At 74.0% G+C, this 26188-nt stretch carries 25 protein-coding genes; 14 read left to right on the top strand and 11 right to left on the bottom strand.

What is annotated here, in order from left to right; all coding sequences use genetic code 11:
- Positions 1-32: 32 nt before the first annotated feature.
- Together ACFYT9_RS32120 and ACFYT9_RS32115 are read left to right on the top strand one after the other, a co-directional pair.
- Positions 33-1970 carry a hypothetical protein gene (locus tag ACFYT9_RS32120; RefSeq protein WP_389169282.1) on the top strand — a complete coding sequence of 646 codons (1938 nt, stop codon included), beginning with the start codon at positions 33-35 and terminating at the stop codon, positions 1968-1970.
- Between the two features lie 83 nt (positions 1971-2053).
- Positions 2054-3502 carry a trehalose-6-phosphate synthase gene (locus ACFYT9_RS32115; RefSeq protein ID WP_389169280.1) on the top strand — a complete coding sequence of 483 codons (1449 nt, stop codon included), beginning with the start codon at positions 2054-2056 and terminating at the stop codon, positions 3500-3502.
- Between the two features lie 191 nt (positions 3503-3693).
- Here the strand turns inward: ACFYT9_RS32115 and ACFYT9_RS32110 are convergent, their stop codons facing one another.
- Positions 3694-4050 (bottom strand): winged helix-turn-helix transcriptional regulator, encoded by a 357-nt coding sequence (locus ACFYT9_RS32110; protein WP_389169279.1) that lies wholly within the window; start codon positions 4048-4050, stop codon positions 3694-3696.
- Between the two features lie 95 nt (positions 4051-4145).
- Here ACFYT9_RS32110 and ACFYT9_RS32105 point away from each other — a divergent pair, with 95 nt between their 5' ends.
- Positions 4146-5039: an NAD(P)-dependent oxidoreductase gene (locus ACFYT9_RS32105; RefSeq protein WP_389169277.1), complete on the top strand. Its 894-nt coding sequence runs from the start codon at positions 4146-4148 to the stop codon at positions 5037-5039.
- Positions 5040-5151: 112 nt separating this feature from the next.
- On the opposite strand, the gene otsB is transcribed toward ACFYT9_RS32105, so the two are convergent.
- From otsB to ACFYT9_RS32090, 3 genes are all read right to left on the bottom strand, one after another.
- A complete protein-coding gene (gene otsB, locus ACFYT9_RS32100) occupies positions 5152-6000 on the bottom strand; it encodes a trehalose-phosphatase (RefSeq protein ID WP_389169275.1) in 849 nt (282 codons plus the stop codon).
- Positions 6001-6075: 75 nt separating this feature from the next.
- Positions 6076-6438 carry a DUF3263 domain-containing protein gene (locus tag ACFYT9_RS32095; RefSeq protein WP_389169273.1) on the bottom strand — a complete coding sequence of 121 codons (363 nt, stop codon included), beginning with the start codon at positions 6436-6438 and terminating at the stop codon, positions 6076-6078.
- Between the two features lie 12 nt (positions 6439-6450).
- Positions 6451-7734 carry an extracellular solute-binding protein gene (locus tag ACFYT9_RS32090; protein WP_389169271.1) on the bottom strand — a complete coding sequence of 428 codons (1284 nt, stop codon included), beginning with the start codon at positions 7732-7734 and terminating at the stop codon, positions 6451-6453.
- A gap of 230 nt (positions 7735-7964) precedes the next feature.
- Here ACFYT9_RS32090 and ACFYT9_RS32085 point away from each other — a divergent pair, with 230 nt between their 5' ends.
- The 3 genes from ACFYT9_RS32085 (at position 7965) to ACFYT9_RS32075 (ending at position 11102) form a co-directional block, all read left to right on the top strand.
- A complete protein-coding gene (locus ACFYT9_RS32085; RefSeq protein ID WP_389169269.1) occupies positions 7965-8915 on the top strand; it encodes an ROK family protein in 951 nt (316 codons plus the stop codon).
- Positions 8915-10084 (top strand): N-acetylglucosamine-6-phosphate deacetylase, encoded by a 1170-nt coding sequence (gene nagA, locus ACFYT9_RS32080; RefSeq protein WP_376603059.1) that lies wholly within the window; start codon positions 8915-8917, stop codon positions 10082-10084. The genes ACFYT9_RS32085 and nagA overlap by 1 nt, the downstream gene beginning before the upstream one ends.
- Before the next feature lie 109 nt (positions 10085-10193).
- Entirely contained in the window at positions 10194-11102 is a 909-nt protein-coding gene (locus ACFYT9_RS32075) for a 1-phosphofructokinase family hexose kinase (protein ID WP_389169267.1), read from the top strand.
- Between the two features lie 16 nt (positions 11103-11118).
- On the opposite strand, the gene ACFYT9_RS32070 is transcribed toward ACFYT9_RS32075, so the two are convergent.
- Complete coding sequence (locus ACFYT9_RS32070) at positions 11119-12087, bottom strand: CBM35 domain-containing protein (RefSeq protein ID WP_389169265.1); 969 nt, start codon at positions 12085-12087, stop codon at positions 11119-11121.
- Between the two features lie 84 nt (positions 12088-12171).
- On the bottom strand, positions 12172-13887 hold the full coding sequence (gene cdgB, locus ACFYT9_RS32065; protein ID WP_389169264.1) for a diguanylate cyclase CdgB: 1716 nt from the start codon (positions 13885-13887) through the stop codon (positions 12172-12174).
- Positions 13888-14211: 324 nt separating this feature from the next.
- Here cdgB and ACFYT9_RS32060 point away from each other — a divergent pair, with 324 nt between their 5' ends.
- Positions 14212-14775, top strand: a complete 564-nt coding sequence (locus ACFYT9_RS32060) for a flavin reductase family protein (protein WP_389169262.1) — start codon at positions 14212-14214, stop codon at positions 14773-14775.
- 99 nt (positions 14776-14874) lie between these two features.
- Here ACFYT9_RS32060 and arfB read toward each other — a convergent pair whose 3' ends face one another.
- Complete coding sequence (gene arfB, locus ACFYT9_RS32055; RefSeq protein WP_389169260.1) at positions 14875-15303, bottom strand: alternative ribosome rescue aminoacyl-tRNA hydrolase ArfB; 429 nt, start codon at positions 15301-15303, stop codon at positions 14875-14877.
- A 126-nt stretch (positions 15304-15429) separates the two neighbouring features.
- Between arfB and ACFYT9_RS32050 the strand changes: the two genes are divergently transcribed.
- On the top strand, positions 15430-16005 hold the full coding sequence (locus ACFYT9_RS32050) for a TerD family protein (protein ID WP_043226150.1): 576 nt from the start codon (positions 15430-15432) through the stop codon (positions 16003-16005).
- A gap of 65 nt (positions 16006-16070) precedes the next feature.
- Positions 16071-16595, top strand: coding sequence for a GNAT family N-acetyltransferase (locus ACFYT9_RS32045; protein WP_389169258.1), 525 nt, complete (start codon positions 16071-16073; stop codon positions 16593-16595).
- 28 nt (positions 16596-16623) lie between these two features.
- Here ACFYT9_RS32045 and ACFYT9_RS32040 read toward each other — a convergent pair whose 3' ends face one another.
- From ACFYT9_RS32040 to ACFYT9_RS32030, 3 genes are all read right to left on the bottom strand, one after another.
- Positions 16624-17946: an FG-GAP repeat domain-containing protein gene (locus ACFYT9_RS32040; protein ID WP_389169256.1), complete on the bottom strand. Its 1323-nt coding sequence runs from the start codon at positions 17944-17946 to the stop codon at positions 16624-16626.
- Positions 17947-18059: 113 nt separating this feature from the next.
- A complete protein-coding gene (locus tag ACFYT9_RS32035; RefSeq protein WP_389169324.1) occupies positions 18060-19487 on the bottom strand; it encodes a M1 family metallopeptidase in 1428 nt (475 codons plus the stop codon).
- 186 nt (positions 19488-19673) lie between these two features.
- Complete coding sequence (locus tag ACFYT9_RS32030; protein WP_389169254.1) at positions 19674-20216, bottom strand: heme-binding protein; 543 nt, start codon at positions 20214-20216, stop codon at positions 19674-19676.
- Positions 20217-20745: 529 nt separating this feature from the next.
- Between ACFYT9_RS32030 and ACFYT9_RS32025 the strand changes: the two genes are divergently transcribed.
- The 4 genes from ACFYT9_RS32025 to ACFYT9_RS32010 all read left to right on the top strand — a co-directional run bounded on the left by ACFYT9_RS32025 (position 20746) and on the right by ACFYT9_RS32010 (position 24391).
- A complete protein-coding gene (locus ACFYT9_RS32025; protein WP_376599671.1) occupies positions 20746-21876 on the top strand; it encodes a sensor histidine kinase in 1131 nt (376 codons plus the stop codon).
- A complete protein-coding gene (locus tag ACFYT9_RS32020) occupies positions 21873-22493 on the top strand; it encodes a response regulator transcription factor (RefSeq protein WP_150230132.1) in 621 nt (206 codons plus the stop codon). The genes ACFYT9_RS32025 and ACFYT9_RS32020 overlap by 4 nt, the downstream gene beginning before the upstream one ends.
- A gap of 57 nt (positions 22494-22550) precedes the next feature.
- Positions 22551-23765, top strand: a complete 1215-nt coding sequence (locus ACFYT9_RS32015) for an FAD-dependent monooxygenase (protein ID WP_376599665.1) — start codon at positions 22551-22553, stop codon at positions 23763-23765.
- A gap of 125 nt (positions 23766-23890) precedes the next feature.
- The gene (locus ACFYT9_RS32010; RefSeq protein ID WP_376599663.1) at positions 23891-24391 is read left to right on the top strand and encodes a hypothetical protein; all 501 of its coding nucleotides are present in this window, start codon (positions 23891-23893) and stop codon (positions 24389-24391) included.
- A gap of 21 nt (positions 24392-24412) precedes the next feature.
- On the opposite strand, the gene ACFYT9_RS32005 is transcribed toward ACFYT9_RS32010, so the two are convergent.
- Entirely contained in the window at positions 24413-25069 is a 657-nt protein-coding gene (locus ACFYT9_RS32005; RefSeq protein ID WP_389169252.1) for a pentapeptide repeat-containing protein, read from the bottom strand.
- A gap of 116 nt (positions 25070-25185) precedes the next feature.
- On the opposite strand from ACFYT9_RS32005, the gene ACFYT9_RS32000 reads away from it, so the two are divergent.
- Positions 25186-26184, top strand: coding sequence for a zinc-binding dehydrogenase (locus ACFYT9_RS32000; protein ID WP_387272467.1), 999 nt, complete (start codon positions 25186-25188; stop codon positions 26182-26184).
- Positions 26185-26188 lie beyond the last annotated feature (4 nt).

Here is a 26188-nt window from a genome sequence, read left to right as displayed (position 1 = left end):
AGAATCGTACGCTTTGCATACATTGCCCTTTTATGCGATTCGTACGATCTCACCCCTCCCGCGTGGCCCGGGTGCTCGCGGCGGGCCTGCTCGCCGCGGGCCCGCTCGCGGCGGCGGCCGGACCGGCCGCCGCGGACGTCGTCGAACCCTTCGGGCAGCGGTACCAGGAGTCCCTGTACGGGGACTTCAGCACGATCGGCAACACCGTCACGGTCTGCCCGGTGGCCCCCGCCGACCTGGCCGCCCGGTGCGCCGCCGCCACGAGGGGCGAGGGCTCCGACACCGCCGACACCTTCGTGATGCGCCGGTCCGACACCGACGGCGGCGGCGACGCCTACGGCTCCAGCACCGCCCGGGTCCGGATCCCCGAGGGCGCCGAGGTGGCCTACGCCCGGCTCTACTGGGGCGGCAACGACGGCACCTACCGGGGCCCGAGCGGGGCGCCGCTGAAGCGCTGCGACAGCTCCGGCGCCGATGCGGACCCCTCTCCCGGGGACCCGGCGACGACGACCCCGCGGCTCACGGTCGGCGCGAGGGCGGCCGTGCCGGTCGCGATCGACAGCATGGTCGTGGACCCGCCCGACATCGGCGGGCCGCACTACTACACGGGCGAGTCCGACGTGACCGCCGCCTTCGCGGGCGTCTCGGGGACGGGCGCGCCGGTGGAGGTCGGCGTGGGCGGGGTGTGGGCGCCCGCAGGGAAGGGCTGCGTCGCCGGCTGGTCCCTGACCGTCGTCCACCGCTTCCCCGGCCCCGACCCGGCGGAGGCGCCGGAGCGGCGCAGCGTCCACGTCCACGGCGGGCACGTGATCCAGCGCCCGGCCTCCCCCGCGACGACGGTCACGGTGGACGGCTTCCACCGCTCCCCGGGCAGGGCGCGGGCGGGCGTGACGGCGTACGAGGGCGACCGGAACACGCCCGGCGACAGGTTCCTGGTGGGCGGGAAGAGCGTCACCGGGGCCCGCACGGGCTCCACCGACAACTTCTTCGCCGGTGAGGACGACGGCGCGGTCTCCCCGGACCTGACCGACAACCTCTCCCTCGACGCGAAGCGGTTCGACGTCCCGGAGGGCGCCGTCCCGGCGGGCGCCACCTCGGCGGAGCTGACCTTCTCCACCAGCGGCGACACCTACGTGCCCGCCGGCCTCGCCTTCTCGGTGCCGGTGCCGGACCTGGAGGTCACCGGGACGGCGAAGCCGCGCACGGTGAAGCCGGGCGACACCCTCACGTACACGATCACCGCGAAGAACGTCAGCGGGATCGACCACCCGGCGGTCTCCTTCGCCGACGACCTGACCGGCGCCCTCGACGACGCCGACTACGCGGGCGACGCGAAGGCGGACCTCGGCGAGGTGGCGTACGGGAAGCCGCGGATCGGCTGGACCGGTGCCCTCCCGGCCGGGAGGACGGTGACCCTGACGTACTCGGTGAAGGTGAGGGACCCGGCCACCGGCGACGGGAAGCTCCGCACCGCGGTCGCGGTGCGCTCGCCGCGCTCGAACTGCGGCGGGGGCGGCGAGGGCAGCGAGGATCCGGCGTGCGCGGTGACCCGGGCGGTGGAGCTCCCGGACCCGGCACCGTCCACCCCGTCCGCGTCTCCGTCAACCCCGTCCACCCCTTCCCCGTCCACCCCGCCCCGGTCCACGCCGACCCCGTCCGGGGATGCGGCCCCCTCCACCCCGACGCCGGCCGGGGACACGGACCCGGCCGCCCCGGGGGCCGGACCCTCGAAGCGGCCCACCGCGGAACCCACCGACCCGGCCCCCTCGCCCTCCGTGACCACCGCCGTCGCCCCGGCTCCCGGACCGGGGCACGGCGGCGGCGCGGGCGGGACCGGCGGGGGCGGCGGCTCGATGGCCGAGACCGGCGGGGGCGGCGAGCGGCTGTGGCTGCTCGGCGCGCTCGCGGTGGTCCTCGCGGCGACGGGCCTGGTCGCGAAGGCGGCGATGCGCGGCCGGCGGATCCGTTAGGACGCCGGCGGCCGTGCGTATCCGGCCGACCGCCGACCGTATACGTACGTTTGAGCGTTTACGTGACGGGCTAGGTTCGCCACATGGTTTCGGTACTGGTGGCATCCAACCGAGGGCCCGTCTCGTACACGCTCGGTGACGACGGCGCGCTCTCCTCCCGCAGGGGCGGCGGCGGCCTCGTGTCCGGCCTGAGCGCCGTGGACTCCGAGGACAGCCTCTGGGTGTGCGCGGCACTCGGCGACGGCGACCGCGAGGCCGTCCGGCGCGGCGTCGCCGAGCCCGGCGTGCGGATGCTGGACATCGACCCCGAGGTGTACGCCGACGCGTACAACGGCATCGCCAACTCGGTGCTGTGGTTCCTCCACCACCACCTGTACGACATCCCCCGCGAGCCCGTCTTCGACGCCGCCTTCCGGCGCCGCTGGGAGGCGTACCGCGCCTACAACCGCGCCTTCGCCGAGGCCCTGGCCGCCGAGGCCGCCGAGGGCGCGGCGGTCCTGGTGCAGGACTACCACCTGGCGCTCGTGCCCGGCATGCTCCGCGAGCTCCGCCCCGACCTGCGGATCGGCCACTTCACGCACACGCCGTGGGTGTCGTCGGCATACCTGCGGATGGTGCCGGACGACATCGTCGAGGAGCTGCTCTGGGGCATGCTCGGCGCCGACGAGCTCGGTTTCCACACCTGGTCATGGGCCTCGTCCTTCATCAGCTGCTGCTCCCAGCGGGACGACGCCACGGGCACGGCCCAGGGTGTCTGGCCGAGCGGCGACCCCTGGCGCGGGGTGGAGTGGCGCCGCCACGGCGTCGGCAAGGGCCGCACCCGGGTCCAGGTGTACGCGCTCGGGGTCGACGGCGACGACCTGCGCGCGCTCGCCCACCGGCCCGAGGTGGACGACCGGCTGGCCCGGCTCCGCGAGGAGGTCGGCGGCCGGAAGACCATCGTCCGCGTCGACCGCACCGAGCTGTCCAAGAACATCCTGCGCGGCCTGCTGGCCTACCGGGAGCTCCTCGTCACGCACCCGGAGTGGCGCGAGGAGGTCGTCCACCTGGCCTCCGCCTACCCCTCCCGGCAGGACCTGGAGACGTACCGGGCGTACACGGCCTCCGTCGAGGCGCTGGCCCAGGAGATCAACGAGGAGTTCGGCACGCCGGACTGGCAGCCGGTGCTGGTCTCCGTCGAGGACGACTTCACCCGCTCCCTCGCCGCCTACCGCCTCGCGGACGTGGCCCTGGTGAACCCGGTCAGGGACGGCATGAACCTGGTGGCGAAGGAGATACCCGTGGTCTCCGACGCGGGCTGCGCGCTCGTCCTGTCGACCGGCGCGGGCGCCCACCGGGAGCTGGGCCAGGACGCCCTCACCGTCGACCCCTTCGACGTCTCGGCGACCGCCGAGGCCCTCCACACGGCCCTGAGCATGCCGGCGGACGAGCGGTCCGAGCGCACCAAGCGCCTGGCCGCCGCCGCCACCGCCCTCCCCCCGCAGCGCTGGTTCCTCGACCAACTCGCGGCCCTGCGGGAGCCGGCGGACTAGGGCGTGTTTCGAAAGTAGCGCCGTCCGCCCGGAGGGCGGGCCCCGCGGCGTCTGGTGCGTGCGATCGCAAGGCGGAGGGTCGTCCTCGTACCGGGCGTACTCGGACGACCCCGACAACGCGGCTGGGGGTGCCCCCTCTGGGGGAGTGCGTGCCAGGCGTCGCGGGGCAGGCGGGACTTTCGAAACACGCCCTAGGGCCGGTCGGCGGCGGCGCGCTCGCCCCGCTCGCGGCCCCAGGCCGCGAGCGGTTCCAGGGCGTCGTTGAGGCGCAGGCCGTCCTTGGTGAGGGCGTACTCGACGCGCGGCGGAACCTCCTCGTAGGAGACGCGGCGGACGATCCCGTCCGCCTCCATCTCCCTCAGGTGCGAGGCGAGGACCTTCTCCGTGATGCCCGGCACCATCCGGCGCAGCTCGCCGAAGCGCCGCTCCGTGCCCTCGTGGAGGGCCCAGAGGATGAGCACCTTCCACTTGCCGCCGATCACCGCCATCGCGGTGTCGATGCCGCAGACGTGTTCCCCGTCGGCCTCCGGCCGGTTCGGCGTCGCCATCCCTCACCCTCCTGACCTGCTCGCTCACTTCAGGGTAACCACCCACTCCGAAGTGGGTACTTGAGCGCTCAACGGCCCGGTCGCAGGCTGGACCCATGAACACGACGACCTCGACGAACGCGCAGAAGACCCCCGTCACCCTCCTCGGCCTCGGCGCGATGGGCACCGCCCTCGCCCGCACCTGGCTCGCCGCCGGGCACCCGCTCACCGTCTGGAACCGCACCCCCGGCCGCGCGGAGGCGCTGGCCCCCGAGGGCGCGAAGGTCGCGGACAGCGCGGCCGAGGCGGTGGCGGCGAGCACCCTCGTCATCGCCTGTCTCCTCGACGACGCCTCGGTGGGCACCGCCCTGGACGGCGTCGACCTGACCGGCAAGGACCTGGTGAACCTGACCACCGGCACCCCCGCCGAGGCCCGGGCCCGCGCCGCGTGGGCCGAGGAGCGCGGCGCGCGCTACCTGGACGGCGGCATCATGGCCGTCCCGCCGATGGTCGGGGTCCCGGAGGCCGGCGGCTACGTCTTCTACAGCGGCTCGCGGCAGCTGTTCGACCTGCACCGGGCGACCCTCGCGGTGCCCGTGGGCACCACCTACGTCGGCGAGGACGCGGGCTTCGCGGCCCTGCACGACGTGGCCCTGCTCAGCGCCATGTACGGGATGTTCGCCGGGGCCACGCACGCCTTCGCCCTGATCCGGCGGGAGAACATCGACCCGGTGGCGTTCGCCCCGCTGCTCGGCGACTGGATCAAGGCGATGGTCGACCCGTCGGTCGGGCAGACGGCCCACCAGCTGGTGAGCGGCGATTTCACCACGGACGTGGTCTCCAACCTGGCGATGCAGGTGGCCGGCGCGAAGACCCTGCTGACCACCGCCGAGGAACAGGGCGTCAGCCCGGAGCTGATCCGCCCCCAGTTCGACCTGATGCGCCGCCTCCTCGCCACGAGCACCGGCAAGGAGGACCTGACGGGCACGGTGGACCTGCTCCTCAAGTGACCCGCAAGCGATCCGAAAGCGATCCGAAAGCGATCCGCCCCGAGCGGGCACGAGAGGGGCCGCCCGGGTCCTCCCGGGCACCGCGCGCGGGAGGTGGCCGTGCGGCGGGGGTTCAGTCCTCTCGTACCGCTACCGCCTCGGCCAGCCCCGCGAGGAGGGCGACCACGCCCGCCGGGCCGTTCACCGCGAGGTCGGCGCGCTCGGCGAGTTCCGGGACCTCGGAGGAGCCGGAGCAGACCAGCAGGCCGGGCAGCCCCTCGCCGCGCAGCTTCTCCACGGCGGCGAAGGCCGGCAGGTCGCCCAGGTCGTCGCCCGCGTAGAGCACGGACCCGGCGCCCCGCTCCCGTACGAACTCCGCCAGCGCGACCCCCTTGTCCATGCCGGGGGGACGCAGTTCCAGGACCAGTCTGCCGGGCTCCAGGACCAGGCCGTGTGCGGCGGCCAGGTCGCCCAGCGGGCCCTTCAGGGCCTCGAAGGCGCCCTGCGGGTCCCGGGCCCTGCGGGTGTGGACGGCGACCGCGCGCCCCTTCTCCTCGATCCAGACGCCGGGCCAGGCGCCGTGCCGGTCGAGGAAGCCGGGGAGTTCGGCCCGGACCGAGGCGACCCCGGGGTGCGGGGCGGCGGCGGTGACGGTGCCGGTGGCGGCGTCCCAGCGCTCGGCGCCGTAGTGGCCGAGGACGGTGAGCCGGCCGAGGCCGGGCACACCGGCGAGGCCGCCGTGGCGGACGGCGACCCCGGCGGGGCGGCCGGTCACGATGACGACGGCGGCGACGTGCGGGGCGAGCGCGGCGAGCGCGGGGACGGCGCCCGGGTGGGCGCGGGCCTGCTCGGGGTCGGGGACGATCTCGGCGAGCGTCCCGTCGAAGTCGAGGGCGACGACGGCCTCTGAGGGGCGCGCGAGGAGCGCGTCCAGGCCGTCGCGGCCGGTGGGTGTGGCCGGGTGCGGAAGGCTGCTGACCATACCGCCGACCCTACCGACGCGGGCGGCGCCCGTCAGCGTGGCCGGACTCACCCGTGGAAGCGGGCTCCGCCGGGTTCACCGCCTCCGCCGCTTCTCCTCGCGGACCCGGCGCAGCCGGTTGACCGTGACGGGGTCGTGGGCGAGGGCGCGCGGGTCGTCGAGGAGGGCGTTGAGGAGCTGGTAGTAGCGGGTCGGCGAGAGGCCGAGGCCCTCGCGGACGGCCCGCTCCTTGGCGCCGGGGCCGGGCCAGGAGCGGCGCTCGACGGCGAGCACGGCCCGCTCCCGCTCGCCGAGGCCACCGCCTCCGGCGGGACCGTCGCCCTCTGCGCCGAGGCTGCTGTCGTGGCCCGGACCGGCGTCCTCCCCGCGGAGGCCGCCGTCGTCGCCCGGACCGGCATCGTGGCCCGGACCGCCGCCGTCCGCCGTCTCTTCGCTCATACGGTCAACCTATTACTCGGCCGCCTCCGCCGTCGTCGCGGTGCGGGCGATGGAGGTGAGGACGTCGTCGGGGCGGCCGGCGGGCGTGACGGCCTTGCCGATCTCCTGCTTGATGGTCTCGCTGACCTTGGCCCAGGAGGTCTTGCCGACGGGCGGGAGCTGGGCGGTGGGCAGCGCCTTCAGGAACTCGCGCAGCCCCGCGTGCTCGCTCCCGGTCTCCATGCGGGCGGAGGCGCTGACGGTGACGGGCAGCAGGTCGTTGTCGCCGGCGAACTTCAGCACGTTCTCGTCGCTGAAGACGAAGTCGAGGAAGGTGCCGATCTCCTTGCGGTGGCCGTTCTGCTTGAAGCCCATGATCCAGTCGGCGACGCCCATGGTGGCCTTGGCCGGGCCGTCGACGCCGGGCAGCGGGGCCTGGCCGACCTTGACGCCCTGCTTGGCGGCCTCCTGGACGAGCGAGGGGTGGCCGTTGAGCATGCCGACCTCGCCGCGCGCGAAGGCGGCGAAGGCGGCCTTGCGGTTGAGCTTGCCGGGGGCGATGGGGCCGGTGAGGCCGGGGGCGACGAGCTTGTCCTTCAGCCAGGTGAAGGTCCTGGTGTTGGCCTCGGAGTCGATGGCGTACCGGTCGGACTCGTCGGTCCAGCCGCCCTCGCCGGCCAGCAGCCACATCAGGGACTCGGCCTGGGCCTCCTCCGGGCCGAGGGGGAGCGCGAAGGGGGTGCGGACGCCCTCGTCCTTGAGCTTCCTCGCGGCCTCGGCGAGCTCGTCCCAGGTGGTGGGCGCCTCGATGCCGGCCTTCTCGAAGAGCTCGGCGTTGTAGAAGAGGGGGCGGGTGGAGGCGACGAACGGCAGCCCGTACTGGGTGCGGCCGTTCTCGCCGGCCTCGGCGAGCGCCGGGACGAAGTTGGCCTGCACCGGGATGGTGAGGAGTTCGTCGGCGGAGTAGAGCTGCCCGGCGGCGGCGTAGTCGGCGTAGGCGCCGATCTGGGCGACGTCGGGGGCCTGGCCGGCCTTCACCATCTCGGCGACCTTGCGGTCGACGTCGTCCCAGGACTCGACCTGGACCTGGACCTTGATCCCCGGGTGGCCGGCCTGGAAGGCGGCGACGAGGTCGTCCCAGTACTTATTGGTGGTGTTGCCGCCGGTGAGGTCGTAGTCGGCGGCGACCAGGCGCAGGGTCACGTCCCCGCCGTCACCGCCGAGGGTGCCGCAGCCCGCGACCGTGGCGGTCAGTCCCAGTGCGGCGGCGGCCGCGGTCAGTCCAAGGAATCGTCGCCGCTCCACGGCTTCATCCACCTTTTGCTCGTCGTTGAGCAGCAGTGAGCTGCATGTACATCGGGGTGAGGGCCGAAAGTCTCTCCGATACCCGAACAAGAGGTCTACACCAGTCCGGTATCACTTCCGCAACTCCGGGGGGACCTTCGCCACAAACCCCCCACACCCTGGGGCCCGAATTTGTATCCGAGCGCAACAATCCTCGGCAGTGGACTAGACCTTTTGGGTGGTCGCGGGCGAGACTGTTCTCCGTGAGACACGTCATCGCCCTGGATGTGGGCGGCACCGGCATGAAGGCCGCCCTCGTCGGGGCGGACGGCACCCTGCTCCACGAGGCCCGCCGCGCCACCGGGCGCCGACGCGGCCCCGACGCCGTGGTGGAGACCATCCTCGGCTTCGCCGAAGAGCTCCGCGCCCTCGGCCAGGAGCGGTACGGCGAGCCCGCCGCTGCCGCCGGGGTCGCCGTCCCCGGCATCGTCGACGCCGAGAACGGCATCGCCGTCTACGCCGCCAACCTCGGCTGGCGCGACGTCCCCCTGCGCGCCCTCCTCAGCGCCCGGCTCGACGGCGTCCCCGTCGCCCTCGGCCACGACGTCCGCACCGGCGGCCTCGCCGAGGGCCGCATCGGCGCGGGCCACGGCGCCGACCGCTTCCTCTTCGTGCCCCTCGGCACCGGCATCGCCGGCGCCATCGGCATCGGCGACCGCATCGAGGCCGGCGCCCACGGCTACGCCGGCGAGATCGGCCACATCGTCGTCCGCCCCGGCGGCACCGACTGCGCCTGCGGCCAGCGCGGCTGCCTGGAGCGGTACGCCTCCGCCTCCGCCGTCTCCCTCGCCTGGGCCGAGGCGTCCGGCGACCCCGAGGCGGACGCCGCCGACTGCGCCAAGGCGGTCGAGTCCGGCGACCCCGTAGCCCTGCAGGTCTGGCAGGACGCGGTGGACGCCCTCGCCGACGGCCTGGTCACCGCCCTCACCCTGCTGGACCCGCGCACCCTCGTCATCGGTGGCGGTCTCGCCGAGGCCGGGGAAACCTTGTTCACACCCCTTCGGGCCGCGGTGGAGGCACGCGTGACCTTCCAGAAGCTGCCCGCCATCGTCCCGGCGGCCCTCGGGGACACCGCCGGATGCCTGGGCGCGGGCCTCCTCGCCTGGGACCTGCTCGCCGACCAGCGCACCACCGACCCGGAGGTTTCCGCCTGATGTCCGATCACAAGGTTCTCGCCGGCGCACGCGTCGTGCTGCCCACCGGGATCGTCGAGAACGGACGCGTGATCGTCGACGGCGGCCGGATCGCGGGCTCCGCCCCGGAGGACGCCCCCGTCCTGGACCTCACCGGCCACTGGCTCGTGCCCGGCTTCGTCGACATGCACAACCACGGCGGCGGCGGCGCCTCCTTCACCTCCGGCACCGTCGAGGACGTCCTCAAGGGCGTCCACACCCACCGGCTGCACGGCACCACCACCGTCGTCGCCTCCTTCGTCACCGGCGACATGGACTTCCTCACCGCCCGGGCCGGGCTGCTCTCCGAGCTCGCCGAGCAGGGCGAGATCGCCGGCCTCCACTTCGAGGGCCCGTTCATCTCCCCGTGCCGCAAGGGCGCCCACGACGAGACCCTGCTGCGCGACCCGCACCCGGCCGAGGTCCTCAAGCTGATCGACGCCGCCCGCGGCCGGGCCAAGATGGTCACCCTCGCCACCGAGCTGCCCGGCGGCCTCGACTCCGTACGCCTCCTCGCCGAGCACGGCGTCATCGCCGCCATCGGCCACACCGACGCCAGCTACGAGCAGACCGTCGAGGCCATCGACGCCGGCGCCACCGTCGCCACCCACCTGTACAACGCGATGCCCGCCCTCGGCCACCGCGCGCCCGGCCCGATCGCCGCGCTCCTGGAGGACGAGCGGATCACCGTCGAGCTCATCAACGACGGCACCCACCTCCACCCGGCCGCCCTGGAGCTCGCCTTCCACCACGCCGGCCCCGAGCGCGTCGCCTTCATCACCGACGCCATGGACGCGGCCGGCTTCGGCGACGGGCGCTACATGCTCGGCCCGCTGGAGGTCGAGGTGAAGGACAGCGTGGCCCGCCTCGTCGAAGGCGGCTCCATCGCCGGCTCCACCCTCACCCTGGACCGCGCCTTCAAGCGCGCCGCCACCGTCGACGGCCTCCCCGTCGAGTCCGTCGTCCAGGCCATCTCCGCCAACCCGGCCCGCCTCCTCGGCGTCTACGACCGGGTCGGCTCCCTGGAGCCCGGCAAGGACGCCGACATGGTCGTCCTCGACGCCGACTTCGACGTGAAGGGCGTCATGCGCAAGGGCGAGTGGATCGTCGCCCCCCAGGGCATCCCCGTCCGGGTACCGCAGACCGCCTGATCAGGCCGAAAGGGGACGGCGATCGGGCCGAGGGCTGGGCCGATCGCCGTTCCTTTGGCATGATCGCGCCTGTCTCCACAGGTCTTACCGGAAGTACGGGGGTGGACAGGTGATCCTCACGGTCACCCTCAACACGGCGCTCGGCCTCACCCACGAGGTCCCCGCCCTCGTCCCGCACACCAGCCACCGCGTCGGCCACGGCGCCGAGCGGCCCGGCGGCAGAGGCGTCGACGTGGCCCGGGTGCTCGCCGCCCTCGGCCACGAGACCGTCGTCACCGGCTTCGCCGGCGGACCGACCGGCGACAGGGTCCGCGCCCTGCTCGCCCCCGTCCCCCGGCTGACCGACGCGTTCGTCGCCACCGAGGCGGCCACCCGCCGCACGCTCGCCGTGGTCGACACCCGCGCCGGGGGCACCACCCGGTTCGACGAGACCGGCGCCGCCGTCACCTCCGCCGAGTGGACCGCCTTCCGCGAGCGGTACGCGGACCTCCTCGACGGGGCCGCGGCCGTCGCGCTCTGCGGCAGTCTCCCGCCGGGCGTCCACGTCGGCGCGTACGCGGAGCTGGTCCGTACGGCCCGCGCGGCCGGCGTGCCGGTCCTCCTCGACACCGGCGGCGAACCGCTGCGCCGCGGCATCGCCGCCCGCCCCGACCTGGTGAAGCCCGACGCCGACGAACTCGCCGGCCTCACCGGCTCCCGCGAACCGCGCCGCGCCACCCAGGACGCGCGCCGCCGCGGCGCCCACGCGGTCGTCACCTCGCTGGGCCCGGGCGGCCTGCTCGCCGCCACCCCGGACGGCCTCTGGCGCGCGACGCACCCGGCCCCCGCCGACCCGACGGCCGCCGGCGCCCCGGTGGCCGCCGCCCTCCTCGCCGGCCTGGTCGACGACACCCCCTGGCCCGACCGCCTGACCCAGGCGGCCGTCCTGGCGGCGTCCTCCCCGGCCCCCGGCGAGTACGACGAAAAACGCCACGCGGACCTGCTTCCGCAGGTCCGCGTCACGGAGGAGAGCGCCTAGGAGCGCCCGGGGCCGGCTAGCCCTTCTTCGGCGGGGTGACCTCGACCCAGTCGAGGAGCGCGTCGCACTGGTTGCCGGCCTCGCACGAGATCTTGATCTCGTTGTCGCCCTTCTGGAGTTCGACCGGCGCCCAGGTGGTCTGCCAGTTCTTCTCCAGGTTGGTGTCCGTGGAGTGGATGAAGTTCTTCAGGCCGAGCGGCGACGGGTTCGCCTTGCCGTTGATCGTCAGCGTGGCGTTGGCGTCGGCCGCGGGGATCGCGTACCGGACCGTGAGCGAGTAGCTGCCGCCCTCGGGCATGTTCGCCTTCCAGGTGACCGACGAACCCTGGGCGTTGAAGCCCGCCACGTAGGCGCCGTCGGCGCCCTCGGCGCCCTTGACGTCCTTGGCGAGGGTGGCGCTGCCGCCCAGCGTGAGGGTGGCCGCGTCCTGCTTGGGGAGGGGGGCCTCGGTCGGCTCGTCGGTGGGGTCGGCGGAGCCGGTGGGCTCCTCGCTGGGCGGGGCCGGGGCCGTGGTGGCGGTGTTGCCGCCGGCGTCGGTCCCCTTCTTCTCGCCCTGGTTGCCGATGATCGCCGCCGTGATGCCGGCGACGACGACCGCGACGACCGCGACCGCGCCGATCAGCAGGCCCTTGGTGTTCGGGCCGCGGCCGCGCTGGGGCGGCATCGGGGCCTGGCGGGTCCGCTCGTTCCCGGGGTACGTCTCCGGCGCCGCGTACTGCGGATGCGGCTGGCCGTACGGCGCCTGCTGCTGATGCTGCGGCGGCACGTAGGGCTGCGCGGGCTGCTGCCCGTACTGGCGCTCGCCGACCGTCCTGACCTGGTTGTACGAGGTTCGGGGCACGCCGGGCTGGGAGGGGGCGGGACCTGGGTAGCCGTAGCCGCCGCCCTGCGGGGCGCGACCGGCCGCCGCCTGTCCGTCCGCGTACAGGTAGCCGAACGGATCGTCGTCCTCGGGCTTGTTCGCGCCGTCGTTACCGGCAGCCATCCGGGTCATCCTCTCCATGATCGCCAGCCGTCGCCGACCCGGCGAGCCTACCCCGAACGAATGAACCGGCCGTGCCGGGAAGGGTCAGCCCGCCCGGCGCTGCACCTTGGCGCGGGACCGCTTCTCCACGTACATCCGCTGGTCGGCGGAGTTCAGGACCTCTTCCACGGTCATCCCGCATTCGGCCCAGCCGATGCCGAAACTGGCCCCGACACGGACCGCGCGGCCGTCCACCCGGATGGGCGGGATGATCGCGTTCCGCAGCCGGACGGCGAGGTCGGCGGCGTCGGCGGCACCGAGTCCGTCGGCGAGGACGACGAACTCGTCACCGCCCAGACGGGCGACGGTGTCACCGTCCCTGACGCCCGTCGTGAGCCGCCGGGCCACCTCGATGAGGACGGCGTCGCCGGTGTGGTGCCCGAAACGGTCGTTGATCGACTTGAAGCCGTCGAGGTCGCAGAAGAGGACGGCGAGCCCCTTGGTGCCGTCGTCGACGTCGCCGCCGGTCGGCGCGACCGTGTGCACGTGGTGGTCGTACGCCCCGCCGCCGGCCGGCTCGAATCCGAAGCCGTGCTCGTGCTCGTGGTCGTACCCGTAGCCGCCCTCGTACGCGACGGGCAGCGGGTCCGGGCCGTGGCCGAAGCCCGCGTCGTGGCCGGGCCCCTGGAAGGAGCCGGTGTGCGCGGGGCGCTCGCAGAGCCGGGCGGAGAGCCGGGAGCGCAGCTCGGCGCTGTTGGGCAGCCCGGTGAGGGCGTCGTGGGAGGCGCGGTGGGCGAGCTGGAGCTCGTGCCGCTTCCGCTCCTCGATGTCCTCGACGTGGGTGAGGAGGAAGCGGGGTCCGTCGGCGGTGTCGGCGACCACCGAGTTCCGCAGCGACACCCAGACGTAGGTGCCGTCGCGCCGTCCGAGCCGCAGCTCGGCGCGGCCGCCCTCGGCGGAGGTGCGGAGCAGGGTGCCGATGTCCTCGGGGTGGACGAGGTCGGCGAAGGAGTAGCGGCGCATCGCGGAGGCGGGGCGGCCGAGGAGCCGGCAGAGGGCGTCGTTGGTGCGGAGCAGCCGGCCGTGCTGGTCGCCGCCGAGTTCGGCGATGGCCATGCCGGAGGGGGCGTACTCGAAGGCCTGCCGGAAGGATTCCTCACTGGCGCGGAGGGCCTGCTGCTCGCGCTCCAGGCGGACCAGGGCGCGCTGCATGTTGGAGCGGAGCCGGGCGTTGCTGATCGCGATGGCCGACTGGGAGGCGTACATCTGGAGGGCTTCCTGCCCCCAGGGTCCCGGGTGCCGGCCGTTGCGCGGGCGGTCGACGGATATGACGCCGAGGAGTTCACGGCCGGCGCCCGGGGGTCCCCCCGGGTGAGCGGGGCGGGCTCCGGGGGAGTACATGGGGGCGTAGAGGCGGTCGTGGGGGTGCCACTCGTCCTCGAAGCGGGGGGCGGGGCCGTCGGTGTGCCACTGGGGCACGTCGTCGTCCATCAGGACCCAGCCCTCGGTGTGCGGGATGAAGCGCAGGGCGCCCCAGGGGACACCCATGGTGAGCCGGCGCTCCCAGGCGTCGCGGGAGCCGACGCGGCCGGTGATGAGGGCTTCGGCCGCGGGGTCCCCGGCGAAGGCGGCGACGACGAGATCACCGTCGGGTCGGACCAGGTTCACGCAGGCCAGCTGGTAGTTGAGGCCGGCCACGACGCCGTCGGCGACGGTCTGAAGGGTGTCCGCGAGGCTGCGGGCGGTGTTGAGGTCCGCCACGACCTGATGCAGCTGCCGCAGGGTCGAGAGACGGACGTAAGGCTCCGACTCGGTCTCCATCGCTCGCTCTCCCCGAGACCTCGACAGCAACTCCAGGGTTCTCATCGGCTTCGTGCGTACTGTCTTTGCCACTGAATCACAGCGAGCTGCGCAGCCGGTACACAGGGTCAGCAAATAGTGCCCTGTGTGACTCAAGTCACAGCATTTCATGGCGAGATCCGGCGGGTCGCGAATGACCGACGCGCACCCTGCGGCCTCGGTACGGGGCGGGGGTACGGGCCGGGGGCGGTGCGGTCGGGGTGTGGGTCCTAGGACCCGGGCCGGGCGCCGGGCTGGTCCCAGGGCCCGATGCGGCCCTGTCGGGGCCGGGGCTAGCGTTCCGGTGTGCTGCAGAAGACCCCGCCCTCGCCGCCCGTCACCGACCTCGCCATCCCTCATGCTGAGGGGGTGAGTGACGACGAGTTCCGGGCGGCCATGTCCCGCCTCGCGGCCGGTGTGGTCCTGGTGACCGCGCACGACCCCGACGACGGCCCGCGCGGCGAGGACGTCGGCATGACCGCCACCGCCTTCCTCTCCGTCTCGCTGGACCCGCCGCTGGTCCTGGTCAGCCTGCGCAACGGCTCCCGGATGGACGACCTGCTGGACGAGGTCCCGGTCTGGGCGGTGTCCGTGCTCGCCGAGAGCCAGCGGCACGTCGCCGGCCGCTTCGCGATGAAGGGCCGCGTCTCGGACCGCCTCCTCTTCGCCGACCTGCCGTACACGCGGGGCGAGGTGAGCGGGGCACCACTGCTCGGCGGGGCGCTCACCACCCTGGAGTGCCGCACGGAGAGCCGGGTGGTGGCGGGCGACCACACCCTGGTGATCGGCCGCGTCCTGTCGGTCGGCCCGCCCTCGCAGGACGGGGAGCCCCTCGCGTACTTCCGCGGCCGCTACCGCCGCCTGGGCTGACGGCCCCGGCAGCCCCCGAAGGCCGCCCGGATCCCGCCACGCCCCGCGCGGAGTAGTGCCCGCCGCAGCCCGCCCGGGGAGCGGGCCCCGGACCCCCGGTCAGCCCCAGTCGCGGCCCTGTCGGCCGCGCTTGGTCTCGGCGCGCTGCTTCTTCTCCCGCAGCCGGCGCTCGTTGATGCCGCGCGGGATGCGGGTGGCCCTGCGGGGCTTCGGCGGCGGGGCCGTCGCCTCGGCGAGCAGCGCGGCGAGGCGGACGGCGGCCGTCTCGCGGTTGCGCCACTGGGAGCGGTGCTCCGAGGCCCGTACGGTCAGCACGCCGTCCACCAGCCGGGAGGCGAGCCGTTCCAGGGCGCGGGACTTCCACACCTTGGGCAGCGCCTCGGTCGCGGCGAGGTCGAAGAGCAGCTCGACGCGCGAGTCGGAGGTGTTGACGTGCTGGCCGCCGGGACCCGAGGAGCGCGAGAAACGCCACTGGAGCTCGGCCTCGGGAAGCGAGACGGAGCCGCGGATCTGATACGGACCTGACATGTGTCCATGTTCGCCGCGGCGGGCCCCGACCGTCATCCTGTTTTCACGCCTCCGGGAACCGACGGGCGGTCTGCGGCGTTTCTCCGGGCGAAGACAGCGTGTGAACCACGATGAAAGGGACTTCCCATGGCAGTGAGCCTCTCCAAGGGCGGCAACGTCTCCCTCACCAAGGAGGCGCCGGGTCTGACGGCCGTCACCGTGGGCCTGGGCTGGGACGTCCGCACGACGACCGGCACCGACTTCGACCTGGACGCCTCCGCGATCGGCGTGGACGCCGCCGGCAAGGTCGCCTCGGACGCCCACTTCGTCTTCTTCAACAACAAGTCGACCCCGGACCAGACCATCGTCCACACGGGTGACAACCGCACCGGCGAGGGCGGCGGCGACGACGAGCAGATCAACGTCAACCTGGCGGGCCTCCCGGCCACCGTCGACAAGATCGTCTTCCCGGTCTCCATCTACGACGCGGTCTCCCGCTCGCAGAACTTCGGCCAGGTCCGCAACGCGTACATCCGCATCGTGAACCAGGCCGGTGGCGCCGAGATCGCCCGCTACGACCTCTCCGAGGACGCCGCCGTCGAGACCGCCATGGTCTTCGGCGAGCTGTACCGCAACGGCGCCGAGTGGAAGTTCCGCGCGGTCGGCCAGGGCTACGCCTCCGGCCTGGAGGGCATCGCCCGCGACTTCGGCGTGAACCTCTGACGCTCCCCAGGTGATCCCCCGAGCCCCGGCCGGTCTCCCGACCGCCGGGGCTCTACCCTTGCCGCGTGATCGTCGAGACCCTCGCGCCCAGGGCCCTGGAGGACGGCGCCGCGCTGCCCGGGCCGCTGCTCACCGAACTCACCGCGCTGTACGCGTCGAACCGGGCGTTCCAGCAGCTCAGCGGCGATTTCCCGGACCCGGACGACATCCGGCCCGAGCAGGTCGCCACCGCCCTCGCCGACGAACTGGCCCAGCCGGGCGCCGAGGTGCTGCTCGCCCGCTCCGAGGGGCGGCTCGTCGCCGTGGCCGTCACCCTCGCCCACCACCCCGACCAGGCCGACCCGGACCCCTGGCTCGGCCTGCTCCTGGTCCACGCCGAGGAACACCGCGCGGGCCACGGCCGCTGCCTCGCGGCGTACGTCGAGAACCATTTCCGCATCGAGGGCCGCACGGGCCTGCGCCTCGCGGTCCTGGAGAACAACCCCGAGGCGCTGGCCTTCTGGACCTCCCAGGGCTACGAGGAGATCGCCCGCCGCCCTGACCTGGACCACGGCCGCCCGTGCGTGGTGATGCGCAAGAGCCTCACCTGACGGCGCCGCCGCCCCACGCCACCGTCTGTCAGGACAGGTCGGTGAACTTGGATTCCTCGCCGACGAACAGCTCCGTGGGCGAGTTGCTGAAGAGGGGAATGTCATCGCGCGAGTCGTGGGCGGGGTGCGAGTTGAAGACGGTCACGCCCGGTCCGTACCCGATCATGTCCCCGTGCCCGTCGTTGTCGAGGTCGCCGGCGCCGATGATCTGGCGGTAGCGGCCCCAGCTGCCACCGACCCGCTGGGGGGCGGAGAAGGTGCCGCGCCCCGTGCCCCGGTACAGCCACAGGGCGCCCCTCGTGTCGCGGGCGACCAGGTCGCCGTCGGCCGTCCCTGAGACGTTCCCCACGGCGACGATGTGGTTGTAGATGCCCCAGCCGCCACCGATGCGCACACGGCCCGCGAAGGGGGCGGAGGCGGAACCCGTGCCCTTGTAGAACCACAGCACGCCCCGGGTGTCCGCCGCGACGAGGTCCGGACGGCCGTCGCGGTCGAGGTCCGAACCGCCGGTGATCCTGCTGTAGACCCCCCAGCCGCCGCCGACCCGGATGCGGGTCGTGAACGTGCCGTCGCCCCTGCCGAGGTACTGCCAGAGCACGCCGTGGGCGTCGACCGCGAGCAGGTCGGGGTTCTTGCCGCCCGCGATGTTCCCGACGGCCTCGATGTGCTTGTACGCGTTCCAGCCGCCGCCGATCCTGGAGCGTCCAAGGGCCTTGGTGTGTCCGGCGGCCCCGTACCACCACTCGTCGGGCCGGTTGTCCATCTCGACGCGCCACAGCACGCCGGAGGCGTCCCTCGCGAGGACGTCGGTGGCGCCGTTGTCCGTGTAGTCGTGCGGGTTGGCGTCGCGGGTCACCTTGATCCGGCTCTTCGCGGTGACCGGCTCGCCGGTGCCGTCGAGGAGCCTCGCCACGGCCTCCACGACGTACTCGCCGTTCGGCCCGTCCAGGCCCCCGGTGATCTCGCCGAACCAGCGGAGGGAGAAGCGTAGGCCGGAGTCACGGGTCCCCGCGTTCCTGGACAGCGTCTTGCCCGTGGCCACGTGCGTGATCGTGATCTTCAGTGAGGCGTCGCGGGTCGACAGAACCCATCCCATGTCCACCTCACCCTCGAGGACCTGGTCGAGGTTCACGGCCGCGGGGATCTCGACCCGGTCGATCCTCAGGGCGGCCGCCTGCTCCGCGTCGGCCACGGTGGTGACCTGAGTGGCGGCGAAGGCGGCCGGGGCGGCTGCCCCGGCTCCCGTGACCACCGCGAGGGTGACCGCGAGGGCGGTGGCGAAGCGTGTGGTGCGCGACTGCAAGGTGAACCCCCACGAGAAGATCCGGAAGATCCGGCACGAAAGTGTCATGCCGTCAGACTCGCGAGAACATCGCATGGTTGTACGAGACATTACGGAGAATTCGGCAGCCGTACGAGGCGCTCGGCCTTACGAGGCACTTGGCCGTACCGGCCCGCCCACCGCTACGGCTCGGCCGGCTTCCCGTCGCCGTACAGCCAGACCTTCCACAGTCCGGCGAGCTCCTCCTTCAGGCCCTCCCCCGCCACGCTCTCCACGTACGCCGTGAAGTCCTCCGTCGACGCGTTCGCGTGGCGGTACTTGGTGGGCCAGCCCTGGAGGATCTCGTCGAAGACCTTGTCGCCGACCGTCTCCCGCACCTTGTGCAGGACCATCGCGCCGCGCTGGTAGACGGGCGGGCCGAAGAGGTTCTCGGCGGCGGGCGGATCGGCGGGCGGGAAGGCCCAGTTGGCGTCCTGGGCGAAGGCGTCCTCGAAGCTGCTCCGGGCCGGGACGCCGTCGTGGTCCTCCGCGTACAGCCACTCGGCGTAGGTGGCGAAGCCCTCGTTCAGCCAGATGTCCTGCCAGCTCTCGGGGGTGACGGAGTTCCCGAACCACTGGTGGGCCAGTTCGTGGACGAGGGTCGGCCGGTCGAAGGAGGAGGCCGGGAAGACGGGCCGGGTCTGGGTCTCCAGGGCGTAGCCGAGGAGGCCGTCGGCGGTGACGACGGCGCCGGCCGCGCCGAAGGGGTACGGGCCGTAGCGTTCCCGCTGGTCGGCGAGGAGCGCGGGCAGTTCGGCGCGGAGCGCGGCGGTGGCGGCGGAGAGCGAGGGGTCGACGGCGGTGACGACGGAGATGTCGCCGAGCGCGGTGCCGGTGGTGGTCTCGTACCGGCCGATCATCACGGTGGCGAGGTAGCTCGCCATCGGTTCGGTCTGGCGCCAGACCGTGCGGGTGCGGTCGCCGGAGACGGGGTCGGCGGAGACCTTGACGCCGTTGGAGAGGGCGGACAGGCGGGTGGGGGCGGTCAGCGCGATCTCGTAGGACGCCTTGTCGGAGGGGTGGTGGTTGCCGGGGAACCAGGTCATGGAGCCGGCCGGTTCGCCGACCGCGACGGCCCCGTCGGTGGTGTTCATCCAGCCCTCGGTCGAGCCGTCGGGGTCGGTGAGCGGCTCGGGCACCCCGGAGTAGCCGACGGTGACGGTGAACTCGTCGCCCCGGCGCAGTTCGTCGCGGGGGCGGAGGGTCAGCTCGTCGCCGGCCCTGTTGGCGGAGGCGGGCGCGCCGTCGACGGTCGCCTCCGCCACGGTGAGGCCGGCGAGGTCGAGGTTGAACGCGGAGAGGTCCTGGGTGGCGCGGGCGGTGATCCGCGCGGTGCCGTCGAGGCGGCCGGCGGCCGGGTCGAAGGCGAGGTCGAGGGCGTAGTGGGTGACGTCGTAGCCGCCGTTGCCGAGCCGGGGGAAGTACGGGTCCTGGACCCCGGACGCGCCGGGCGTGCCCCGCACCCCTCCGGCCGCCGGGGTGCAGCCGCCGGCGAGGAGGGCGAGCGCGGCGAGGGCCGCCACCGTGACGGCGGCGGCCCCGGGGGACCGTCCGGTCCGGCCCGCCTCGATCGCCTCGGTCAGGTACGTCCCGCGCTTCACGCGCTTCGCATACGTCACATAAGGATCCTAGACAAGCCGGACAGAAGGTGACGGTGAAGGCGCCCGCCGGGGGGAGCCGGGCGCCTTCACCGGTCTGTGGGTTCAGCCGGGCGCCTTCACCGGCCTGTGGGTTCCCGGGGGAACACCCCGCGGGGGTTACTTCGCGAGCTCGGCGACACCGGCGCGGGCGAACTTCTCGTCCAGGTCGCCGGAGGGGGCGCCGGCCACGCCGATGCCGGCGATCGGGCCGCCGTTGGCGGTGACGGGGGCGCCGCCGCCGAGGAAGAGGGTGCCGGGGATGTCCTTCAGGTTCGGGGCCTGCTCCAGGCGCTTGGCGAGCTCGGAGGTCGGGGCGTTCCAGGAGACGGCCGTGAACGCCTTGCGGACCGCCGACTCGTAGGACTGCGGGCCGGCGCCGTCGCCGCGCAGGGTGACGATGGTGTTGCCGTTGCGGTCGACCACGGCCACGGAGACGCGCTGGTTCTCCTTCTCGGCGGCCTCCAGGACGGCCTCGGCGGCGTCGGTGGCGGCGTCGATGGTGAGGTGGGTGGTCTGGCGCAGGTTGCCACGGTCGGCGTCGGCCTTGGCGACGGCGGCGGGGGCGGCGGCCGGGGCGGTCGCGTTCGCCGAGACGGCGCCGAAGGTGCCGGCGGTCAGGAGGGCGGCGGCGGTGGCACCGAGAACGAGCTTCTTCTTCATGGTGGGCTCCCGAGGAGGTCGTGGCGGACCTGACCGGTCCGGTGGAGGAGGGCGTCGACGAGGGCGGTGAGGAGTCCTCGACGGGGCCGGTCGGGCGGCCTCCGGGAGGGTGTCTCCTTCGCTCTGCCTCCATCCTGGGTCCGTGTCCGGCACCGTACGGTCCACGGTCCGGCTGCCCTCCCGGCGCGCACCGGACGATGCCCGGGTCAGCCGATCGGCTGATGCCGGTGTGGTCCCCGCGGGTCAGCATGGATACGTAGACCCAGGTCAGCACGGTCGCACCGGACCGGCGCCCGGGTGGAGGGACCGCGAAGGAGGCGAGACGGTGGACCGGACCGGCCGGCACGCGCGGCACGCGCCGCACAGCCCGCAGCCCCGGGAGCCCCGGGAGCCCCAGGAGCCCGCGGAGGTCGCGTACGGCTCCGGCGCCCCGTACGACTCCGGTACGGCCTACGGCCCCGACGCGGCGTACGGCCCCGACCCGCGCGGCCGGGCCCACGACCCGGACGCCGGCTGGCTCGCGCGCGTCATGCACGTGGCGTTCTTCCTGCTGCTCGGCGCCTCCCTCGCGCGGTTCCTGCTGCGCCACGAGTGGGAGGACCGCAGCCCCTGGATCATCGCCCTCAGCGGCGCGCTCGCCGCCCTCTACCTGCTCGGCCCGGTCCTCGGCACCCGCGCCACCCCGCGCCGGATCGCCTGGCTGTGCACGGTCGTCGCCGTGTGGGTGCTGCTCGTCGTCCTCGCGCCCAGCTTCGCCTGGTGCGCGGTCCCGCTCTTCTACACCGGCCTGCGCACCCTGCCGGCGAGGGCCGCGATCGTCCTCGTCGCCCTCCTCACCGCCTTCGTCGTCTTCGCGCAGGTGCAGCTCTCGCACGGCGGCTGGGACCCCAACCTGATCGTCGCCCCGCCGGCCGTCGCCGCGATCGCCACCGGCGTCTTCGTCCACGCCGACCGGCAGGCGGCCCGGCAGCGGGCCCTCATCGACGACCTGATCCGCACCCGCCGCGAACTCGCCGCGATCGAGCGCCGCGAGGGCACCCTCGCCGAGCGGCAGCGGCTCTCCATGGAGATCCACGACACCCTCGCCCAGGGCCTGTCGAGCCAGCAGATGCTGCTCCAGGCCGCCGACCGCACCTGGGACACCGATCCGGGCACCGCCCGCCGGCACGTGCGGACCGCCGAGTCGATCGCCGAACGGAACCTCGCCGAGGCCCGCCGCTTCGTCCACGACCTGGCCCCCGCCGACCTCGCCGAGGGCGGCGGCCTGGAGCAGGCCCTGCGCGGGCTCGCCTCGCGCGAGTCGGCCGCCTTCCGGGTCGACGGCACGCCGGTGCCGCTGCCGGACCGCGCCCAGTCGGCGCTGCTGCGGATCGCGCAGGGCGCGCTCGCCAACATCCGCGAGCACGCCGCCGCCACCTCCGCCGCGCTCACCCTCACCTACCTCGACGACCAGGTCGTCCTCGACGTCGCCGACGACGGCAGCGGCTTCGACCCGGCCGCCCCCCGCGCCGACGAGGGCGTCCGCGGCCACGGCCTGCCCGCCATGCGCGTGCGCGCCCAGCAGCTGGGCGGCACCCTTACGGTGGAGTCGACCCCCGGCGAGGGCACGGTGCTCTCCGCCGCCATCCCCCTGGCACCCCCCGCGGAGGCCCGCCCGTGACCGTACGCATCCTCCTGTGCGACGACCACGTCGTCGTCCGCGCCGGGCTGCTCGCCCTCCTCGGCTCCACCCCCGACATCGAGGTCGTCGGGGAGGCCGGCAGCGGCGAGGAGGCCGTCGCGATGGCCGCGAAGCTGAAGCCGGACGTGGTCCTGATGGACCTCCAGCTGGGCCCCGGCATCGACGGGGTGGAGGCGACCCGCAGGATCGCGCCGACCGGCGTCCACGTCCTCGTCCTCACCACCTACGACACCGACGCCGACATCACCCGGGCCATCGAGGCGGGCGCCACCGGCTACCTCCTGAAGGCCGAGCGGCCGGAGGAGCTGTTCGCGGCGATCCACTCCGCCGCCCAGGGCCGCACGGCCCTCTCCCCGCCGGTCGCGAGCCGGGTCATGGACCGGATGCGGGGTGCGGCGGGCCCGTCCCTCACCGACCGGGAGCGGGACATCCTCGGGCAGCTGGCGCACGGCCTCGGGAACAAGGAGATCGCCCGCGCCCTCTTCATCAGCGAGGCCACCGTCAAGACCCACCTGGGCCGCATCTACGCCAAGCTCGGCGTCGACACGCGGGCCGGCGCCGTGGCGGTCGCGAAGGAACAGCGCCTGCTCCCCTGAGGCTGCTACCGTGCGCTGTCGTTCCAGTGCACAGCGTCACGCCTTCGGGGAGCACGTGTGAAGATCGCCGTCGTCGGTGGCGGGCCCGCCGGCCTCTACCTCTCGATCCTGCTCAAGCGCCAGGACCCGTCGCACGAGATCGCCGTGTACGAGCGGAACGCGGCCGGCTCCACCTACGGCTGGGGCGTCACCTACTGGGCCGGGCTCCTCGACAAGCTGCGGGCCGGCGACCCGGAGTCCGCCGCCGCGGTCGCCGACGCCTCGGTCACCTGGACCGACGGGCTCGCGATCGTCCGCGACGAGCGGACCGTGCACCGCGGCGACGCGGGCTTCGGCATCGGCCGCCGCCGCATGCTGGGCCTGCTCGCCGACCGGGCCGCCGAACTCGGCGTCGAGGTCGCGTACGAGCACCCGATCGACGGCCCGGACGCGCCCGAGCTGGCCGACGCCGATCTGGTCGTCGCCGCCGACGGCGTGCACAGCGTCCTGCGCGAGGCCCACCCCGGGCACCACGGCACCGCTTTCACGACCGGCCGCAACCCCTACATCTGGCTCGGCACCAGCAAGGTCTTCGACTCCTTCAGCTTCGCGTTCAAGGAGACCGAGCACGGCTGGATCTGGTGCTACGCCTACGGCTTCAGCGGCGAGCGCTCCACCTGCGTCGTCGAGTGCGCGCCCGGCACCTGGACCGGCCTCGGCCTGGACACCATGGGCGAGGGCGACTGCCTGGCGCTCCTGGAGAAGCTCTTCCACGACCTGCTCGACGGACACGAGCTGATCGGCCGTGACCGGGGCGCCGAACCCGCCCAGTGGCTCCGCTTCCGCACCCTCACCACCAGGAACTGGCACCGCGGCCGGACCGTCCTCCTCGGCGACGCCGCCCACACCACCCACTACTCGATCGGCGCCGGCACCACCCTCGCCCTGGAGGACGCCCTCGCCCTCGCCGACGCGCTCCGCACCCGCCCCGCCGACCCGGCCGCCCTCGACGCGGCCCTCGCCTCCTACGGCAGGCGGCGCCGCGGCGAACTCGTCTCCGCCCAGAGCGCGGCACGCCTCAGCGCCCAGTGGTACGAGAACCTGCCCCGCTACATGGGCCTGGAGCCGGACCGGATGTTCGCCCTCCTCGGCCAGCGCCACTCCCCCCTGCTGCCGTACGTCCCCCCGCAGCTCTACTACCGGATCGACCGCGCCGCCGGCCGCCTGGAGGCCCTGCGCCGCCTCAAGCGCTGGCTGGGCCCGAGGGTCGCCCGGGCGGTCCACCGCGCCTGACGCGCGGGCCGTACGAGGACGGCCCGACCCGCCCGTGGCGCACGGCGACGGCCGGCGCACCGGTCGGCGACGGTCCGCCGCACCGGTGGCGTACGAGGACGCCGGGGCCGTGACACCATCGGTGCGTGCTCGACATCGGCTACTCCCTCTCCCGGCGCTTCCCCGACCCCCCGCAGACCGACTACCGGCGGGCGGACGTGCACGCGCTGCGGCACGACCTCTTCTGCGGGGACGTCTACCTCGCGGACACCAAGGAGGACCGGGAGGTGTCCACAGCCTGGGGATGGGTGCCCGTCCTCGACTTCGCGTGGGCGCTCTGCGACATCGTCGAGCAGCTCGACCGCGACCCCCGGGGCAGCCGCGCCTCCCGCCCCCAGTACGCCGAGCTCGACTTCACCGAGTCCTCGGACCGGATGCTCTTCGAGCGCCGCTTCGGCTGGGTCGACGTCGAGGCCGACTGGATGCCCGGCGAGGAACCGCCGCTCACCTTCTCCCACACCGCGCTGCGCCGCGAGGCCCGCGACTTCCTGCACGACCTGATCGCCGACCTCACCGACATGCACGAGGGCCTCGCCGACAACCCGGCCGTCTGGGACCTCCAGGCCCGCTTCCCCCGCCTGCGATAGCCCCCGCACCCCCCGCCGGCCTCAGTCCTCCACCCGCACCCCCAGCCGCGCCGCGAACACCGGCGCCAGGTCCAGCAGCTGCGCCGAGGAGATCACCGCGCCCGCCAGCGACTCCACCCCGCGCGCGATCTCCAGCCGGCGCACCCCGCGCAGATCCACGTCGACCAGCTTCGCCCCGGAGACGTCCACCCCGGTCAGCTCGCAGTCCACGAACGAGACCCGCTCCAGCACCGCCCCGCCGAAGTCCGGCTCCACCAGGACGCAGCCCTCGAAGACCACGTCCCGCAGGGTCGCCGCCCGCAGGTTCGGATAGTCCCACTTGCCGCCCCGGACCAGCACCCGCTCCCACGCGGAGCCGTGCAGCTGCGTCCCCCCGAAGCGCGCGTCCACCACCTCCGCGTCCCGCAGCCGAGCCCGCGCCAGGTCGGTCCCCACGCCCCGTACCGCCTCCAGGCGCGAGTCCAGGAACCCGGCGCCCGTCAGCCGCGCCTCGTCCAGCACGCACTCCCGCACCGCGCAGTCCAGGAACCGCGCGCCCTCCCCCGAGGCGCCCGTCAGATCGAGCCCGGCCAGCTCCAGGCCGTCATAGTCACCGTCGGGCCCGAGCCCGCCCCCGTACGGCTCCAGGGGCGGCAGCCGCAGCTCCACCCGGCGGGGCGCCCTGGTCTTTCGCTTCATGCGCCCATCGTGGCGCACGCCACCGACAATCCACCGCGACCCGCCCTTGACCTCAAGGAAGCTCGAGGTACGAGGCTTGTGCCGTCAGCCCGCGAACGACGTCAGGGGAAACCGCCATGCACGCCATCCGCCTCCACGCCTTCGGACCCGCCGAGAACCTCGTCCACGAAGAGGTCCCCGACCCCGTGCCCGGCCCCGGCCAGGTCCGGATCGCCGTCACCGCCGCCGGCGTCCACCTCCTCGACACCGCCCTCCGCGAGGGCGCGCCCGGCCCCTTCCCCGTCCCCGCCGAACTCCCCACCGTCCCCGGCCGCGAGGTCGCCGGCACCGTCGACGCCCTCGGCGAGGGCACCGACCCCGGCTGGCTCGGCAAGCGCGTCGTCGCCCACCTCGGCATGAACCCCGGAGGCTACGCCGAACGCGCCGTCACCGACGCCGCCCGCCTCCACGAACTCCCCGACCACCTGGGCGAGGCCGAGGCCGTCGCCATGATCGGCACCGGCCGCACCACCCTCGGCATCCTCCAGTTCACCGCACTCGGCCCGGACTCGGTCGCGCTCGTGCCCGCCGCCGCCGGCGGCATCGGCACCCTCCTCGTCCAGTACGCCAAGAACGCCGGCGCCACCGTCGTCGGCCTCGCCGGCGGCCCCGCCAAGACCGCCCGCGTCCGCGAGAACGGCGCCGACCTCGCCGTCGACTACACCCGCCCCGACTGGCCCGCCGAGGTCCGCGCCTTCCTCGGCGACCGCACCGCCACCGTCGTCTTCGACTCCGTCGGCGGTGCCACCGGACGCGCCGCCGTCGACCTCCTCGGCAAGGGCGGACAGCACCTCGTCTTCGGCTGGTCCAGCACAGGACTCCACGACGGCGAACCCCTCACCTACACCGAGGAGGAACTCACCGCGCGCGGCATCACCTCCGGCTCCGTCCTCGGCCCCGTCATGATCCAGAAGGCCGGCGGCGACGTCCGCAACCTCGAACTCGCCGCCCTCGCCGCCGCCGCCGACGGCACCCTCCGCCCCGCCGTCCACCGCTTCCCCCTCGCCGAAGCGGCGAAAGCCCACCGCGCCCTGGAGACCCGGGGCACGATGGGCAAGGTGGTCCTGATCCCGTAGCGAG

The organism is Streptomyces sp. NPDC004435 (assembly GCF_042873895.1).
GTDB lineage: Bacteria > Actinomycetota > Actinomycetes > Streptomycetales > Streptomycetaceae > Streptomyces.
This window is presented reverse-complemented; position numbering and strand designations above follow the sequence as displayed.

Coding starts and splice junctions, on each gene's coding strand:
- arfB (WP_389169260.1), bottom strand. CDS start 15,303: ATGTCAGGTCCGTATCAGATCCGCGGCTCCGTCTCGCTTCCCGAGGCC.
- ACFYT9_RS32105 (WP_389169277.1), top strand. CDS start 4,146: ATGAACACGACGACCTCGACGAACGCGCAGAAGACCCCCGTCACCCTC.
- ACFYT9_RS32110 (WP_389169279.1), bottom strand. CDS start 4,050: ATGGCGACGCCGAACCGGCCGGAGGCCGACGGGGAACACGTCTGCGGC.
- ACFYT9_RS32120 (WP_389169282.1), top strand. CDS start 33: ATGCGATTCGTACGATCTCACCCCTCCCGCGTGGCCCGGGTGCTCGCG.
- ACFYT9_RS32005 (WP_389169252.1), bottom strand. CDS start 25,069: ATGAAGCGAAAGACCAGGGCGCCCCGCCGGGTGGAGCTGCGGCTGCCG.
- ACFYT9_RS32030 (WP_389169254.1), bottom strand. CDS start 20,216: ATGAAGAAGAAGCTCGTTCTCGGTGCCACCGCCGCCGCCCTCCTGACC.
- ACFYT9_RS32115 (WP_389169280.1), top strand. CDS start 2,054: ATGGTTTCGGTACTGGTGGCATCCAACCGAGGGCCCGTCTCGTACACG.
- cdgB (WP_389169264.1), bottom strand. CDS start 13,887: ATGGAGACCGAGTCGGAGCCTTACGTCCGTCTCTCGACCCTGCGGCAG.
- ACFYT9_RS32050 (WP_043226150.1), top strand. CDS start 15,430: ATGGCAGTGAGCCTCTCCAAGGGCGGCAACGTCTCCCTCACCAAGGAG.
- ACFYT9_RS32025 (WP_376599671.1), top strand. CDS start 20,746: ATGCACGTGGCGTTCTTCCTGCTGCTCGGCGCCTCCCTCGCGCGGTTC.
- otsB (WP_389169275.1), bottom strand. CDS start 6,000: ATGGTCAGCAGCCTTCCGCACCCGGCCACACCCACCGGCCGCGACGGC.
- ACFYT9_RS32040 (WP_389169256.1), bottom strand. CDS start 17,946: ATGACACTTTCGTGCCGGATCTTCCGGATCTTCTCGTGGGGGTTCACC.
- ACFYT9_RS32070 (WP_389169265.1), bottom strand. CDS start 12,087: ATGGCTGCCGGTAACGACGGCGCGAACAAGCCCGAGGACGACGATCCG.
- nagA (WP_376603059.1), top strand. CDS start 8,915: ATGTCCGATCACAAGGTTCTCGCCGGCGCACGCGTCGTGCTGCCCACC.
- ACFYT9_RS32095 (WP_389169273.1), bottom strand. CDS start 6,438: ATGAGCGAAGAGACGGCGGACGGCGGCGGTCCGGGCCACGATGCCGGT.
- ACFYT9_RS32000 (WP_387272467.1), top strand. CDS start 25,186: ATGCACGCCATCCGCCTCCACGCCTTCGGACCCGCCGAGAACCTCGTC.